Below are 15,916 nucleotides of genomic sequence, written 5' to 3' on the forward strand. Positions count from 1 at the left end.
TATCGAGCGCGGCAGACTAGGGTTGAGCGTTCCCGGCCGGGGCGAAGAGGGCCGCGCCGACAATGCCCGCATCGTTCAACAGCTGCGCCGGCACGATCTCGGTCCTGAGCTCGATGTACGGCAGGAACTTGTCGGCCTTCTTGCTGACGCCGCCGCCGATGACGATCAGGTCGGGCCACAACAGCCGCTGGACGAGTTCGAGATACTTCTCCAGACGGTGCGCCCATTTCTTCCAGGACAGTTCGTCGTGCTCGCGCACCGACTCCGCGGCCCAGTCCTCGGCATCCCCGTGGTGCAGCGGCAGGTGCCCCAGCTCGCTGTTGGGCACCAGGAACCCGTCGGAGAATACGGCGCTGCCGATACCGGTGCCGAGCGTCACCATCACGACGACGCCCTTGCGTCCCTTGCCGGCGCCGAAGCGCATCTCGGCGATCCCGGCCGCGTCGGCGTCGTTCACCACTCTCACGTCGCGGCCCGTCGCCCGTGCGAAGAGCTGTGCGGCGTCTGTCTCCATCCAGGCCGGGTCGATATTGGACGTCGTCTGGACCTTGCCACCCCGGATGACGGCCGGGAGTGTCAGCCCGACCGGTCCCGGGACGCCGATCCGGGAGAGCACCTGCACGACCACGTCCGCGACGGCTTCCGGGGTGGCCGGATGCGGGGTCGGGATCCGGACCCGCTCACCGATGAGGCTGCCGGACCGGAGGTCGACCGGCGCTCCCTTGATACCGGTACCGCCGATGTCGACCCCCAGTACGTGCGCCGTCCTGTCCAGACCTGCCTGCACCACTGCCCGCTCCCTTCAGGGACCGACCCCAAATGGGTTGCGTGAATTTTGGACTTCAGACCCCAAGAACTTCACAATGTTATTCGCGATATTAGCATGAATTCTTTTACCTTATCGGGTTTGTTGAAATGTGAATACCTGCCGCCGAGTCGGATCAGGGAGCGCCGGGTAACTGCGCCGGCGCGATGGGTTCCAGAGTGACCAGGGGTGACCGGTTCCCGCACGATCCGTTATCCGCTGCGGACGGCGTGCGCGCGGGATAGCCTTTGAGGAAAGGTGGGTTCTGCGGGCGGCTTTGACGGCTCCCGGACCTCATTCGTGAAGATCAATTCTTCCTGCGGAAGCTGTGACACGCGTCGTGCGCCGCCCTGTATTCGCGCAGGTGAACAACCATCGATCCGCTTCTTCGACGGCGTGCCTCACGATTCGACCGCCGTAGCGGCACCGGCTTCAAGGCCTGCAGCTTCTCGTATCTGAAATGGAGTGCGGGATGAAAGTTGTCGTCGATCTTTCCCGCTGCCAGGGGTATGCACAGTGCGCGTTCCTGGCCCCGGACGCGTTCCGGATGCATGGCGAGGAAGCACTGATGTACGACCCGAACCCCGACGACGTCCGGCGCGAGCAGGTGCTGCGCGCCGCGGCCGCCTGCCCGGTCCAGGCGATCCTGGTCGACCAGTTGGAGGGGCAGGACGTACCGGTGGAGGCGTCGCCGTCATGACCAGCGCCGAGAACCTGCGCGCGTTCAAGCGCGACGGCCGCATCGTGGTCGTCGGGGCGTCGCTGGCAGGACTGCGCGCCGCCGAGGCTCTGCGCGACGAGGGTTTCACCGGGTCGTTGACCATGATCGGTGACGAGCTGGGCGAGCCCTACGACCGGCCGCCGCTGTCCAAGCAGGTACTGACCGGGTGGGTGCCGGCCGATGGCACCACGCTGCCGCGACGCCGTGACATCAACGCGGAGTGGCTCCTGGGTGTGCCGGCCAGTGGGCTGGACCTGGCGAACAACCACGTGCGTCTCGCCGACGGACGCGAGATTCCCTTCGACCGGGTCCTGATCTCCACCGGGGTACGGGCTCGTCCCTGGTTCGTCGAGAGCGAGGCAGCCCTGGACGGGGTGTTCGTCGTGCGCACGCGCGAACACGCCGAGGGACTGCAGCGAGCCCTGGCCGCCGGGCCCTCCCGTGTACTGGTCATCGGTGCGGGGTTCACCGGCTCCGAGATCGCTTCCATCTGCCGCGAACGGGACATCCCCGTGACCGTCGCCGAGCTCGCGCCGGCCCCACTGGTCGGCGCGCTCGGCGCCATGATCGGTGAGGTCGCTTCGGACATGCAGCGCGCCCACGGCGTCGACCTGCGCTGTGGCGTCAAGGTGACCCGGCTGGAGGGCGACACGCAGGGGCGGCTTCGCCGTGCCCACTTCGACGACGGCACCACGATCGACGCCGACGTGGCGGTGGTGGCACTCGGAGGCATTCGCAACACCGAGTGGCTGCGGGGCTCGGGCCTGGCGGCGGGAGTCTGGGGAATCGCCTGCGACACGGGCTGCCGCGCCCTCACCCTCGACGGCCTGGTCACCGACGACGTCTTCGCCGCCGGAGACGTCGCACGCTGCCCGAATCCGATCTACGAGTACCGCCTCATCTCGCTCGAGCACTGGGCCAACGCCGTGGAACAGGCCGAGGTCGCGGCGCACAACATGGTCAGCGGCCAGGCGGACCGCTGGCCCCACCTGTCCATTCCGCTGTTCTGGTCGATCCAGTTCGGGGTCAACATCAAGTCCGTCGGCGTACCGACCTTCGCCGACGAGGTGGTCGTCACCCAGGGATCGGTGCCCGACCACCGCTTCGTCGCCGCGTACGGCTATCGGGGCCGGGTCACCGCGGCAGTGAGCTTCAACAACGCGAAGTGGCTGGACCATTACCGGAAGTTGATCGAGTCGGCCGCGCCGTTCCCGCCGCCCTGCCCCACGCCCGACCAGCCCGTCGACATGAAACCGGTCCCCGTCGACTTCCCCGGCCCCGTCCTGCTGGCCCAGGGCGCCACCGTGGTCGTCACCGGCCACGACCCGGGTGAGCGGCGGGTCACGGCCGCGGAACAGCACCACCGGTAGCAGGGAGAGCGAGATGACCACGACCGAGACGCCCGGCATGCTGCGCCGGATCCTCGACTACTCCTCCCGGGCCGATCCGTATCCGCTGTACGCCGAGCTGCGCAGGACGCCGGTAGCCCGGCAGGAGGACGGCAGCTACGTCGTCAGCACCTATCGTGAACTCACGGAGCTCCTGCACGACCCGCACCTGAGCTCTGACGTCCGCCATCTGTCGCGTCCGATGCCCTCGGCCGAGGGAGGGGACACGCCGGCGTTCATCAACATGGATCCACCTGAGCACGACCGCCTTCGGCGTATGGCGATGCGGCATTTCGGCCCCCCGCACACCCCGGGCCTGGTGGCCGGCATGGAAGGTGACCTGACCGCCGTCGTCGGCGGTCTGATCGATGACTTCGCGGGCAGGGATCAGATCGACATCGTGGACGACTTCGCCTACCCCTTCCCTGTCACCGTCATCTGCCACCTGCTCGGCGTGCCGCGCGACGACGAACCACGATTCCACGTCTGGGTGGACGACATCGTCAACTCGATCGACTACGACCCCAGGACCGACCCGAAGGAAAAACTGGACAAGGGTGTACGAGCGCGCCAGGACCTGCGGCAGTACCTCGGCGGGCTGCTGGAGCAACGCCACGGCCGGCCGGGTGACGACCTGTTGGCACGGCTGGCCAACGATGACGGGCCCGATGGGCGGATGACCGACGAAGAGATCATCTCCACCGCCAACCTGCTGCTGATCGCCGGCCACGAGACCACCGTCAACCTCATCACCAACGGCATGCTGACGCTGCTGCGCCACCCGCAGGTGCTGCAGCGCCTGCGCGACGAACCCGGCCTGGTCGTGCCGCTGGTCGAGGAACTGCTGCGTTATGAGCCGCCCGTACACATCATTCCCTGGCGGGCGGCGTACAGCGACATCACTGTCGCCGACACCGTCATCCCCAAAGGCTCGCAGATCATGCTGATGCTGGCCTCGGGCAGCCGCGATCCGAATCGCTTCCACGATCCCGACAGCTTCGCCCCCGATCGGCGTGACAACCAGCACCTCGGCTTCGGCAGCGGCATTCACCTGTGCTTCGGCGGTCCGCTGGCCCGGCTGGAAACCCAGATCGCGTTGACCGAGCTGGTGCAGCGCCTCGACCGGCCCGGCCTGGTGGCCGACCCGCCGCCGTACCGGCGAAGCCCCGTCCTGCGGGGACCCATTCATCTCCCCGTCGAGCAGAACCGATGAGGCAACGCGGCAGTCGCACACCTCCGGCACACCCCCTGGAAACGGCGGTGGCGCCGTCCCGGCGACGTGAGAAGGCATCCAGAGCTGGGCGGCGTGGTGGATGCTGTCCGAACTGGTGCAGCCGCCGTCGACGACGTGCTCGGCAGGCTGGGAGCCCTGGCCGGTCGGGCCGGAGTGGACGAGGACTGTCGGTCACGGTAGCCGACCCAAAGTCGGGGCTGTACGCTCGGCTTTCTCCAGCCAGTCGGTGTACCAGCGGGCGAACCCCACCGGCGTACGGTCGCTGTCGAGGACCGGGGCGAGATCGACGTCGTCCACCCGGCAGCCGGACCAGATCGTGCCGCGATGCCTGCCGCTGATGATCAGCCACTCTCTTTGGGCACAGCCCAGATGGCAGATCACGATCGCGCCAGCGGTGCGCTCCGGAGCGAACATGACGGCCTCCCACCGCTCGTCCCACGCCTCGATGGCGTCGTCGAAGTCCTCTTTCTCCTCGAAGTCCTCCTCCTCGGGACGTTGGACAAGAACGTCGTTGAACAACTTCGGGTCCGGACCCTGGCCCAGAAGCGTTTCGGCGAGCCTCGACAGGTCGGCCAGATCCGCACCGTCGCCCTCCCAACGCCAACGGCCCTGTAATGCGCCGAACTGGGAACAGGCCGGACCCACCACGCCTACCTGGACGCCATGGCCGAAGGAGACACACAGTTCCTCGACGACCTGCCCGACGACGGATTCACCCTCACTCACCTGACGGGCTACGCGCAACCCGAGGCGCGTGACCGTCCGGACCATGACCGACGTGGCGGTCTACGGAAGCCGGAGCGCCTGGCGGTTGCTTCTGACCACCGACTACGCCCGCCGCGGCGACATGTGGATCCCCCTGAGAACGGTCGCCACGCCATGGTGACCCGCAGCCACGGGCCATTGCAGCCCCGAGGGCTCCCATGAACCCAGCGGATCCAACCGTCCCAACGGCTGGGCGGAGAACGCATCGTGACGGCCCTTGAGTTCGTCGTGTGAGTTCGTCGTGCTGCTCGGGTGCGCTCTGCTGGTGCGCGATGCCCTCACCCACCCGTGCACGGTTGCCACCTCTGTGAAGCAACGGGCCGTCAGCTCCTACTCGGCTTCGTATCCGCGCTGCGCGAGACCGAGCTGCCACCGGAGGTGCCGCTACTCGTCTTCCTGCCGGTGCTCCTGTGCTGGGAGAGCGACGACCTCGCTGCGGGCGATCCGTCGCGATCTCCGCGGCATCCCCCTGACCGGCACCTTGCTGCTCGCCGTCACCGCCCGGGCCTTCGCGGCACTCGCGTACGCACTTGGCCCGCCGTGTGGGAGGAGGTCTCCCGAGGGCTGCCCCGGCTGAACGTCAGGCTGATGCAGGCCGAGTTCCTGACCAACGACGGTACGGCACTGGTCATTTAATAGTCGTAGCCCTTGTCCGCGCGTAGCTTGACCGTGCGTCGGCCTGGTGGCCCGCGGCGTGAGCGCATCGGTGGGATGGCTCGCATGAGCGCCTGCACTTTGAACCACACATGTGCCTGCGACCACTCGGTGTATCTGCGGAACGCGGTCACCTCCGACGGGCCGAAGCCGGGCGGAAGCTGGTGCCAGGTGCGGCTTGACGTGGCGACGAACACGATCGGCGCCAGGACCTCCCGGTCGCCGTGCCGTCTGTGACCGCCATCCTGCTGGTGGCACCGGAGCCGGCGGCACCAGCCGCTGCGACAGCCCCCACAACCCGTCCGGCACCATCAGGTCGACCAACTTGCTCGACACGCAAACAGCGTGCCGCAAGATCACACCAGACGAGATGGGCTGTTGGACGCGGGGCCATACACACTGGATCACTGAACGGCGTCAGGCGCCTCGACGGTAAACGTCACAATGTCGACTTCGGCATCGGAGGGCAAACCGGGATAGTGCTCCTGGAGGCCCGACTTGAGCTCGTCGAGGCTCGTCCTGCCATTGAGTCGAGCCTGTTCGGCGGTGAGGCGATCGAGCCGCTGGCGTTCGACGCTGGTGACGGTGCCGTTCAACGTGCGGTGGGCTTCGTCGTCCTCGAAGAGGAAGATTGCGGGACCCAGCGCGATCGGATCGTCGTAGCGGATGGTGGAGGATTTCCGCGCGGTGGCGATGGCCTCGTAGTAGCGCTTGTTGAACCGAACAATTCGACGCGCATGCGCGTCGGGGAAGAAGTAGGCGTCCGGCAGAAGCTCTCGAATCGGGCGCAGTGTCGGCCCGTCGTCGGTCGGTACGGCGACGAACACGTCGGGATGGAGGTCGAGAAGCGTTTGGCGGCAGCGGCCGCACGGCGGGATGAGGCCGCGACCTTGGTCTCCCGCGGCGGCGATGGTGACGAGCGGACCGGCTCCTGCTGCTGCGGCGGCACCGAGTACGACGAGCTCGGCGCACGGTCCGCCGGTGAAGTGGTAGACGTTGACCGCCTCATGGATCCTGCCGGCCGTGTCCATCGCTGCTGCGGCCACGGTGTGGTTCGGGTCGCTTCCGAGGGTGGCGGCGAGCCGTTCCGCAGCCTCGATGACGCGGCGCTCGGAGTCGAAGAGCTTCATGGAGACCATGGCCCGACCCTAGTTCGGCACAGCCGGGCTCCTCGACACAATTATTCCGACGCGCCTCACCTCCAGCGCGGTCGGTGGCTTCACATCGGGAACCGCGTATTGGAGGAGTGCCAACCGGAAAGGTTCGCTACGACAACCTCGGAGCCGCCGTCGCCCACGTTCTGGGCCTCTCACCCCGCCGGACCGAAGCCAGCCAGGCATCCGCGGCGTTGCGGTGCCGAGGGCCAGATGGGCTGGTTCCGCCGCAACCACCTCACCCCTGTCCCCGAAGCGGACACGCTCGCCGAGCTCAACTCGATGATCGACCGGTGGGAGCAGGAGAACGACACCTGCCGCATCTGCTCCCGCCCCACACCATCGGCGAGTACTTCGCGGCCGAGCAGCCCTGCTCGGGCCACTGCCGGAGGAACCGTTCGAGGCCGGGTGACTATCCTCCGCGTGGGGCGACCGCTACAGCCAGATCTGCGTCACCTGCGCGGACGAGAGCGCGCTCACGCCGGTCGGCGCGGCGCCGCAATGACAAGCATCAAGCCGGTGATCGCGACCACGGCGGCGGAACCGCGGTGGGCGAATGACCTCAACAGCGAAGGTATTCCTTCCCAGTCGTAGCAGCCAACTCCGGGTGGACAGTGCCGTTCCCGACTGATGCGGACGTCAACGCGCATGCGAGTGCGTTCTGTTGTCCGTGCGAATCGCGAGGAGCTGACGCTGCGCGCCGCGTTCACAGGTAAGGCGTCGAGCATCGTCGCCAAGAGCCAGCGGCCGCGCCCGGCGCCCTGAGCCTCGGGCAGCAGGTTGACATGCAGATGGGCCGGATGATCGGCCGGTCCGGTTGGCACCAACTTGTTTCGTCCCAGCCCAGGGACGGATTCCACAGCCGCCCCGGCCAAGGCGGCGCGGGCGTGGTCCGTCAGCCGCAGGGCGCAGCTGGTTGATCGGCGCGACCGCGCGATAGAGCCCGGTCTAAGGGTAAACCGGGTGTGTTCCGGACAAGTGAGCCACGGGGCCTGTGACAGCCCGGCTGTGCGAAGGGCCGGTCCGCCGGGTGACCGGCGGACCGTCTCGAAGGTCGAGGCTAGCTCCAGGGGAGGAGCGCGTCAGGATTCTCGGTACCCATCGCCAGACCACCGACCAGCGCAACAACCGGCGGTAGCCAGCGAGCCTGGGACAGGCCCGCGCAGGCAAGGCCGGCCTGCGCAGGGATCAACCCGCCGAGGAATCCCAGCCCTGCCACCGTAGTCCAGGTCCAGTCCTGGCCGCGAACGAGCGCGAACCCACCGACGGCCGCACAAAAGGCGATCAGCGCGTGAATCCACGAGAAATCCATCAATCCGGGTAGCTGAGGATTCCGGCGCAGTACCGCGAACCTGTACCACCCCATTATCGTCACCTCAGCGGTGAGCACCAAGGACGCGATCAGCATCTGCCTGCTCCTTAAAACTTGCAGTACTTCTTGACACCGTCGTAACCGAGCAGGACGTAGACCAGCTTGCGGTGAGAAGAGGTGAGCTTCCTGCGCTTGGCGTAACTCTGGATCAGCTGGGCCGTCTTCTTGAACCCGATCTTCTTCACGAGACGGACAGCGGTCCACAGACGCTTGGAGGTTCCTACCGGCGTGAGGCCGAAGATGAATCCGGCGATGGCCACCGAGCACTTGAAGATCTTCTTGGTGGTTGACCACCAAGAAGGGTCGATCACTATGGGAAAGGCGCTGTTCGCATCGAATTCGACGTGCTGGACCAGCTTGTTCCCCACCACCTTGTAGCTGGTGGGGATGTCCTTGCCGTTGGCGTCCTTGGCCCAGGGGGCGGCGAAGAATCCGGCCGGCTCCCTCTCGGGCTTTTGGTCGGTTTTGTCGTCGCCCTCGGAGATGATGGACACGGATCCGTCGTCGTGCGTCACGGCCTTCATTCCCGCAGGAATGACGAAGCCGGTCTCGTAGTCGTGCGGTGCGGAGCTGTCCTTGAGGATGTTCAGTGTGCGTGAGCCGCCGTCGGTGGTCGGCTGCACGACCGTGTCGACGGGACCGGAAGACGTGTAGACGACATTGCCGCCCACCTGGGTCCCCTGGGTTCCCCCTCCAGGGATGGAGAGCTTGTTCGGCATCTGCTCGTTCTTGATGTCAATGCCGTTGTTCTTGCCGTCCCAGGGGACCGAGACGGTGTTCTCCTCGGTCGCGGCGATCGAGGCGTACTTGTCGTCGGAGGCGGTGGCAGCCGTGACGTCCGCGGCATCGGAGTAAAGGTTTGCCAGACCCAGCGCGTGTTCTGCGGCGGTGGGCTTCCAGGAGGTGTCGACGGTGAAGCGGACCGGGTCGGACCAGCCGTTGGCGTAGTGGGTGCCGTCGTAGCTGGTGGTGCGGAAGCTGTACGTCCTGCCCGAGAGCAGCTTCCCGGCCGGGACCTTCACGCTGGAGGTGGAGTTGGCCGGTACCGGTGCGGCATTGACCGTTGCGACGACCTCGTTCGTCGAGATGTCGGTGATCTCGTAGGTCCCGGTGACCTGGTCCTCGCCGTTGCGGTCCACGGTGGAGAACCGCAGGGTCGGCGTGGTCGAGTTCACCTTGAAGATGCCGCCCTGGGACAGGAACGGCGTGCCGGCCTGCAGGTTGGTGCCGTTGTAGGGGCGGTAGTTGTAGGTGACTTCGAGGGTGGGGACCTGGTCCTGGTCGGGGGCCTCGGCGGAGTGGAACCGCTTCCACGCATAAGTGTCGGACTCGTCCGCCGCCTTCAGCGCGATGGACCCCTCGTCCGCCTTCTCCGACGACCAGGTCTGCGCGAGCTTGGTGACGTCCGCGCTCACCCAACCCGCGCCGGTGCACGAGGCGGACCTGGTCTCGGCGGAGGTGGCGACCTTCTCCTTCAGCTTCGGCTGACTGGTCCAGCGGGTGTTCTTGTCGGCGGGATCCGCGGCCCACACTTCCCAGCCGCGTTTCTCGCACGACCAGGAGTGGTAGTTCCACAGTTTCAGCGTCGCCCTGGACACGAGCGAGTCGGCGAAGTTCGAGGTCCGGAAAGTCAGGAACGACCGGGCGGTGCGCTTGACGGAGCCCGCGTGGTCCCCGGGCCAGCCGACTTTGAGGTCGGTGTTCGCGGACTGGTCGGTGGTGTCACCGCCCTGCACGAAGGTGTCGAACAGGGTGTCCAGGGTGTCGGTCGCCGGGTCGATCGTCACCGGGTATCGCGTCGAGGGATCACTCAGCCACCCCGTGTCCGGGGTGAGGGTCAGCTCCACGGTGTTGCCGTGCTGCGCGACCTGCATCCGGACCGGCCTGGTGTTGGCGTGTTCCAACGACTTCTTGTCGACCGTCGCGTCCCACATCACCGGGGCCGGCATCCGCGTCCGCTCCTCGCCCCGGGCATCGGCGAAGGACACTGAGCCGTCGGCGTTCTGTCGGACCGTCACCCCGTCGGGCACCGTCATGGGCAGCACCATCGGTGCCCCATTCTCGGGTGCCCTGTTGAGCCGCAGGAATTGCTCGAACCCCGTCCGGGTGGCCGCGACGATCAGGTCGCCGCCGGGTACAGCGCCCTTGTAAGTGGCGACATTCCCGTCCAGGACCGGGGCGGGCAGCCCCGCCTTCCACTGCACCGCCAGCCGGTTCCTTCCGGTACCGAGGGTGACGAGGTCGCGTGCCTCGGACGCCGGGGCCTTGGCCGCACCCTCGATCGACTGCGGCAACGCACCTCCTCTCCCGGCCAGTTGAAGCTGCTTGGGGTGAGCCTTGGCGGCCACCTTGCCGCCTTCCACGGCCTTGAAGTCGACGTCGACGTCCACCCACCGTCCGTCACGGATCATGCGGATCGGTCCGGCGGCCGTCTCCCGGGTAAGGGTGCCGTCGGGGTTGGCGTAGACGGTGTCGGTCTCGGAGCGCAGCTGCAGCACCTCGACTCGGCGGTCCTGGACCGCCGCGGCCGCCTGTGCGGCATCGACGCTCTCGGCCTCCTTGATCGGATCGGACTTGAAGGTCTTCAGGGCTTCTTCAAGATCGGACACCGCCTGGTCGAACTGACCCGCGGTCTCCTTTCCTTCGGTGGAAGGCTTGGCGACGGCGTGCGGGGTGGACGCCAGTACGGCGCCCACGGTCAGCATCGGTATGCCCACGGTTCGGGCACGCCAGCTGTACTTCACGTGGTGACTCCAGGTTCAGGCATGGCGACTCGGTCCCCCGCCGGGGGACAGGAGAATCGCCACGATCGGCCAACGCGTCGCGTGGCGTTCGGAGTGATTGGTCCACGCGGCGACTTGACTGGAACTTTACCTCATTTGACCAATGCTTGATCAATGGGGGTGCTGGTGGGGCGAAGCCTGCGAACCGGATGTATCGGAATGGCGCCATGCTCACCGGGGCCACAGCAGGTTCGACCCTGTAGACCGGTGGCCACGGGGGCTGGCCCCGGCTGTCGGCACCACTGTGTCCGGAGAGCCGTTCCTGGTGATTGGCGCACCCGGCGAGGCCGTCGGGTGCGTGCCCGAGGCGGGCATTGCGTTCTATGTGTGCGACGGCACCAGCACCAGCACCGGCATCACGACCGCCGAACGTCGGTATCACCCAGGGGGCGGTGGAGCTGACCGACCGGGACATGTGGGCGGAGTTGTCCGTGCGGGAGGACCGGCCGGTCCCGCTCCGGCGACGCGGCACCAGGATCCGGCCGAGGACGAGTCGCTGGCCGAGCTGTACCTGGTGGAGATGGACGCCTTGCACGTGTACGTGAGGGTCGGGCGCTGCTGCGTGTGCCAACGGCCGAGGGCCTTGCGGATCGGGTTCGTACGGCACGTTTCGACCAGTCTGGTAACCGCGGGTCAGTCAGGACCAGCGGCAGTGGCGGCTCGGCCGTCCGGGTAGAGCGCGGCGGCGGATGCATGCCGGCACCCCGCAGCGTCCAACTACGCGGGCCGGCCCCGGCGTAGTTGGCCACGGTCGATGGTGTCGTCGTGCAGCAGGGCTCGGGGGACGGACTGACCGGCCTGGCCTGGCCCGGCCCGGCCCGTAGATTTTGCCCGCACTTGCCCATCGGTGTCTCGTCTGGCCGGAGGACCAGGTGCCCGGCCCATTGGTCTTGGGTGGCAGCAGGGGTGCGTCCGGGCGTCGTCGGGCGTTGCGTTCAGATCAGCGGGGTGACCTGGTCCTCGATGCCGAGCAGGGCCCGGCCGTACATCTCGGTGGCGATGGCGGGGTTGACCATGGCATGCCGCGTACCGGTCTCCAGATCCCGCCAGATGCGCTGCAGCGGACTGTCGTCGGCGAAACTCCGGGCCCCCTGGATGCTCAGCAGCAGGTCCAGTGCATCTCGTGAGCAGCGGGCGACCGTGCCGATGTCCATGCGCGCCCGGGTCCGGTTGACCAGGGGCATGCACTGGCCGCTCGCCGCCCAGCTGTCGACATCGTCCGCGGCACGCATCAGGTGCAGGGTGGCAGTGTCGATCAGCGATGCCGCCTCGGCGAGCTGCATCTGGGTGGAGGGTGCCTCGCGTGCCTGTGCGTAGTGCGTATGCGAAATGCCCCGGTCCGTCGCGAGGGAGTCCAGCACCAGCTCCATCGCGCCGCGGGCCAGTCCCAGCAGCGGGCCGGCGAGCGACAGGGCGAGCGTGGGGACGAACGCCGCGCGGTACAGGGTCTCGTCCTTGAACTCGGTCGGATATGTGCCCTGGAGCGCCTGCGATACCGACAGAATGCGGTGGGCTGGGACAAAGACGCCGTCGGCGATGAGGGTGTTGCTGCCGGTACCGCGCATCCCGGCAACGCGCCAGGTGTCCTCGATCGTCAGCTGGTCCACCGGGACCAGGGCCAGTGCTTGCTCCAGGAACTCACCGCGCTCGCCCGTGAGCCTCATGCCGAGCAGCGCCCATCGGGCGTGGAGACAGCCGGAGGCAAAGCCCCACCGTCCGGTGACGATGCTGCCTGCGTCGGCTGTCCTGCCGGTTCCATGGGGTGGCAGGACCGAACAGGCACGGGTGGCGGGATCCTCCGCGTATACCTCACGCTGCGCGCGTTGGGGATAGAGGCCGATGATCCAGCCCGAGATGTTGATCAAGCTGGTGGTCCAGGCAGTCGATCCGCAGCCGCGGCCGAGTTCGGAACTCACTTCGACCAGCGTGCGGATGCCTTCCTGGTGGCCGCCGAGCCGCTGGGGAACGGTGAGGCTGAACAGGCCGGCCTCATCGAGTGCCGCGATGTTCTCCGCGGCAACACAGCGGTCCTGTTCGGTGCGGGCGGCATTGCGCCGAAGTAACTCGACCAAGGCTGCGGCCCGTCCGGGCAGCGTGGCCTGCTCGATGCCCAGGGCAGGTTCCGCGGCACCCATCGTCATGAGAGGTCCTCCTTCGCATGTGAACCGGCCGGGCAAGAGGCCAGCGGCCAGTGTCGGCACCGTACCCCGTAGGCCTGCCCGCAAGGGGCCCCTCACCGGCAGAGGCCATGGTGCGGTCCGGTGACCCACAGCCGGTTCGGTGCCTTCGCGGTGAAGTCGCGCTCGACCGGATACGGGGCCAGGGTGGCCTTGAGGTCGCGGCGCGTGAAGCCCTTGCGCCGCGAACTGAACCCTGCGATGTCGGCCTCGCGTATCGATCGCTTTACCCGCTTGCCGCCCATGTGGTTGCCGTCACGCTCGAGGACGTGTGTACGGGTGGCGAACCGTAGATCCCGCCGGAGTCGGTGTGGATCTGCTTGACTCGCTCGATCAGCTCGATCAGCTCGATCAGCTCGATCAGCTCGGCGGACGCGTTCGCAGGGCTCCTTCTCCCGGCGGCGGCAGCGGTAGGAGGCCGAGAGGGCGATGGAGAGTTGCCGGAGTACGGCCCAGCCGGCCCGCCGCGGGCACTGCTTCCTGGCGGACCGCCAGCCCGTCGCCCCATCCTCAGTTGGCCTCCCGCACTCTCGCAGCGGTTAGCTCGGCGAGCTCGCGGATGCCGTTTGCGGTGTTCTCCGAGAGCTCGCCGAGTATGGCGTCGGCGGCGGTGAGGAGGGTACGGGCCTCCTCGGGGCGGCTCGCGTCGGCCAGGGCGAGGGCGAGCCGGTAGTGCTCCTCGGCGATGAAGCGGCCGAGGCCGACCTGCTTCCAGTAGCGCAGCGAGTCGTCGCCTGGGGTGGCCAGGGCATTGCGCACGGTGGCCAGGCTGTCCACTGCCTGCGGCAGCCGGCCCGCCTCCCGCTCCAGGCGGGCCAGGGTGTGCCGGGCCGAGATCCGGTCCCAAGCCGTCTCCTGCAGGGCGGCGTACAGGCGCTGGGCACGCAGCGCCTGGGGAAGGTCGCCGAGTTCCTCGAAGTCCCGGGCGAGCCCGCTCAGCGGGGCCGTGGCCAGGGCGCGGGGCGCCTCGGGGCGGCGGAGTCTGCTCTGGTCCATGAAGATGTTGTCGAGTTCGCGGATCAGCGTCGCCCGCGCGAGCTCCGTCATCCCCTGGTCCCGCGCCAGGTCGGTCCATGTGGAGACCGGCTCGTCCGACGGGTCCGTCCCGAACATCGACTCGTCGAGCGTCCGCGCCCACCGCTGCAACTCGTCCGCGCTTGCACCCGGTTCCGGCATACCGCCCAGGCCACACGCCGTGTCGAAGTCCGTCTCCCGGACCTCAAACAGCAGCGGCAGATCTCCGGTGTCCCCGCGCAGCCCCACCAGCACGGCCGCGAGCCGCAGCTCGTCCGACATCGACGACCGTGTCTCGTGCCGCAGCAGATGCCGCAACAGCTCCAGATCGCCCTCGGCGCGGTCGAACTGCGCGGCCCGCAGGGTGATCCGGCGCCGCACCGGGTCCTCGGCGACTTCACGCCATGCCGTGCGGTCGCCCTCTCGCAGCCGGGCGAGATCGGCGCGGCCCGCCGCGAGCACTGGCTCCCACAGCGGGGCACCGGCCGGGCCGATCCGGTCGTACGCGCTCCCCTCATCCGCGTTGAGCAGTACGAACTCCGGCTCGGTGCGCAGCAGCGCGGCACGAAGTCTGCCCACCAACTCGACCGGGGAGCGCGTCGGGAAGCCCAGCGCCGCACGGAGCTCGGCACGCTCCTCGTCGATTCCGTAGTACTCGCGGATCTCGTCCTCGGTCTCCGCGACGCACGCCAGGATCTTCTCCTCGCCCTCGTCCGGCGACAGACGTGTGTACCCGCGCCAGCCGGGCAGGCCGATCACGAGTTCCAGGGTCTCGTCGACACTGGAGCCGATGATCCCTGCGGCGCCCTCGGAGTCCGCGTAGAGCACCGAGCCGTCCGCGCACACGAAGTACGTACCGCCGGTATCGTCCCCGGCTATCGCCTCCAGCGGACCGCCCGAGGCGAGGCGGACCTCCTCGACATGGCCGTGGGCGGCGCGGTCCAGGTCGAAGTCGAAGGGGAAGGCGGCCAGTTCGGCCAGGCGGCGGTCCTGCCGCAGCAGTCGTAGCGCGTGATCGGTCATGTCACAGAAAGTAACACCGTGCACTGACAACGGACTCGTAGCCTCTGGAGGAGGCGTGCGGAGGGTGGCGCGTCGCTCGTAGCAGCGGGCGAGGCGCGCCAGGTCGTCCGAGCGGTCCAGGGTCGAGGCGAGCGAAGGGGCGTCGTGATGGTTGGCACCGGCCAGGACACGACTCACCAGAATGCCGTACCCGTCCGTCATGCCCGCGTTTCAGGCCCTGTTTGCCGCGGTCGACCGGTGACCGACCGGCCACCTCGCCGCCTCCGGGAGCCTTGGTGAGTGAGCCATCCACGGCGATCTGGTCGAGGAGGAGGCCGACGACCCGGTCGTAGGAGTGCAGCGCGATCCGCTTGAGCTGGGCCAGGACGCCGAGTCGTATCCATTCGTCGCGACGTTCGCGGATCGTGGTGGCCGAGCAGGTCGTGTCGGCGTTCGCCTCGTAAGAACAGCCGAAGCGCAGCAGCCGCAGGAGCTTGTCGATGATGATCCGGTCGCTGATGCGTCGGCGGTGGCAGCCGAGTGGACGGTCCAGGTGGAACTCGGCACGCTCGGAAAGCAGTGCCACGAATGGGTCCCAGAGCGGTTCGGTGAGCCGTGACGGCAGCGCGGGTACAGGTGTCCCTCGCGATCACAGAGCGTCGTCGCAACTCAATGATCATCGGGGCTTGTGCCGGTTCTGCTGCCAGGTCCCCAACCAAGCTTGCCCGTGCGACCTCTTGGTCTTTTGACGCCGTCGAGCGGTGTGGAATCGCTGGGCAGGGGGCCAGCAGGAGCCGGCCGCGGCCATCGTGGAAGGGGTTGGACCGGGCCCGCCCCGGGTGTCGTC

The 15,916-nt window shown here is 67.9% G+C and carries 12 protein-coding genes and 2 pseudogenes; 4 read left to right on the plus strand and 10 right to left on the minus strand.

What is annotated here, in order from left to right:
* Positions 1-16 precede the first annotated feature (16 nt).
* Positions 17-790 carry a polyphosphate--glucose phosphotransferase gene (gene ppgK, locus BIV23_RS08310; RefSeq protein ID WP_281250116.1) on the minus strand — a complete coding sequence of 258 codons (774 nt, stop codon included), beginning with the start codon at positions 788-790 and terminating at the stop codon, positions 17-19.
* Between the two features lie 487 nt (positions 791-1,277).
* Here ppgK and BIV23_RS08315 point away from each other — a divergent pair, with 487 nt between their 5' ends.
* The 3 genes from BIV23_RS08315 to BIV23_RS08325 are packed head-to-tail and all read left to right on the plus strand — an operon-like array spanning position 1,278 to position 4,127.
* Positions 1,278-1,505: a ferredoxin gene (locus BIV23_RS08315; RefSeq protein ID WP_071380108.1), complete on the plus strand. Its 228-nt coding sequence runs from the start codon at positions 1,278-1,280 to the stop codon at positions 1,503-1,505.
* On the plus strand, positions 1,502-2,896 hold the full coding sequence (locus BIV23_RS08320; RefSeq protein ID WP_071380109.1) for an NAD(P)/FAD-dependent oxidoreductase: 1,395 nt from the start codon (positions 1,502-1,504) through the stop codon (positions 2,894-2,896). The genes BIV23_RS08315 and BIV23_RS08320 overlap by 4 nt, the downstream gene beginning before the upstream one ends.
* A gap of 13 nt (positions 2,897-2,909) precedes the next feature.
* Positions 2,910-4,127 carry a cytochrome P450 gene (locus BIV23_RS08325; RefSeq protein ID WP_071380110.1) on the plus strand — a complete coding sequence of 406 codons (1,218 nt, stop codon included), beginning with the start codon at positions 2,910-2,912 and terminating at the stop codon, positions 4,125-4,127.
* A 192-nt stretch (positions 4,128-4,319) separates the two neighbouring features.
* Here BIV23_RS08325 and BIV23_RS08330 read toward each other — a convergent pair whose 3' ends face one another.
* A complete protein-coding gene (locus BIV23_RS08330; protein ID WP_245790439.1) occupies positions 4,320-4,874 on the minus strand; it encodes an SMI1/KNR4 family protein in 555 nt (184 codons plus the stop codon).
* 28 nt (positions 4,875-4,902) lie between these two features.
* Here BIV23_RS08330 and BIV23_RS53165 point away from each other — a divergent pair, with 28 nt between their 5' ends.
* The gene (locus BIV23_RS53165) at positions 4,903-5,034 is read left to right on the plus strand and encodes a hypothetical protein (RefSeq protein ID WP_281250117.1); all 132 of its coding nucleotides are present in this window, start codon (positions 4,903-4,905) and stop codon (positions 5,032-5,034) included.
* Positions 5,035-5,548: 514 nt separating this feature from the next.
* Here BIV23_RS53165 and BIV23_RS51650 read toward each other — a convergent pair.
* From BIV23_RS51650 to BIV23_RS45840, 8 genes and pseudogenes are all read right to left on the minus strand, one after another.
* Positions 5,549-5,903: pseudogene (locus BIV23_RS51650) on the minus strand (transposase); the annotation flags it as partial.
* A 68-nt stretch (positions 5,904-5,971) separates the two neighbouring features.
* Positions 5,972-6,706 carry an ASCH domain-containing protein gene (locus BIV23_RS53530; protein WP_071380111.1) on the minus strand — a complete coding sequence of 245 codons (735 nt, stop codon included), beginning with the start codon at positions 6,704-6,706 and terminating at the stop codon, positions 5,972-5,974.
* A 1,075-nt stretch (positions 6,707-7,781) separates the two neighbouring features.
* The gene (locus BIV23_RS08340; protein ID WP_071380112.1) at positions 7,782-8,129 is read right to left on the minus strand and encodes a hypothetical protein; all 348 of its coding nucleotides are present in this window, start codon (positions 8,127-8,129) and stop codon (positions 7,782-7,784) included.
* Between the two features lie 11 nt (positions 8,130-8,140).
* Positions 8,141-10,837 carry a DNRLRE domain-containing protein gene (locus BIV23_RS08345; RefSeq protein WP_245790441.1) on the minus strand — a complete coding sequence of 899 codons (2,697 nt, stop codon included), beginning with the start codon at positions 10,835-10,837 and terminating at the stop codon, positions 8,141-8,143.
* Positions 10,838-11,811: 974 nt separating this feature from the next.
* Positions 11,812-13,077 carry an acyl-CoA dehydrogenase family protein gene (locus tag BIV23_RS08350; protein ID WP_245790442.1) on the minus strand — a complete coding sequence of 422 codons (1,266 nt, stop codon included), beginning with the start codon at positions 13,075-13,077 and terminating at the stop codon, positions 11,812-11,814.
* 32 nt (positions 13,078-13,109) lie between these two features.
* A complete protein-coding gene (locus BIV23_RS48420; RefSeq protein WP_071380113.1) occupies positions 13,110-13,298 on the minus strand; it encodes a hypothetical protein in 189 nt (62 codons plus the stop codon).
* Between the two features lie 265 nt (positions 13,299-13,563).
* Positions 13,564-15,090: a hypothetical protein gene (locus BIV23_RS08360; RefSeq protein WP_071380114.1), complete on the minus strand. Its 1,527-nt coding sequence runs from the start codon at positions 15,088-15,090 to the stop codon at positions 13,564-13,566.
* A 90-nt stretch (positions 15,091-15,180) separates the two neighbouring features.
* Positions 15,181-15,694 (minus strand): annotated as a pseudogene (locus BIV23_RS45840) (IS5/IS1182 family transposase); the annotation flags it as partial.
* Positions 15,695-15,916 lie beyond the last annotated feature (222 nt).

The sequence above is a fragment of the Streptomyces monashensis genome (assembly GCF_001866665.1).
GTDB lineage: Bacteria > Actinomycetota > Actinomycetes > Streptomycetales > Streptomycetaceae > Streptomyces > Streptomyces monashensis.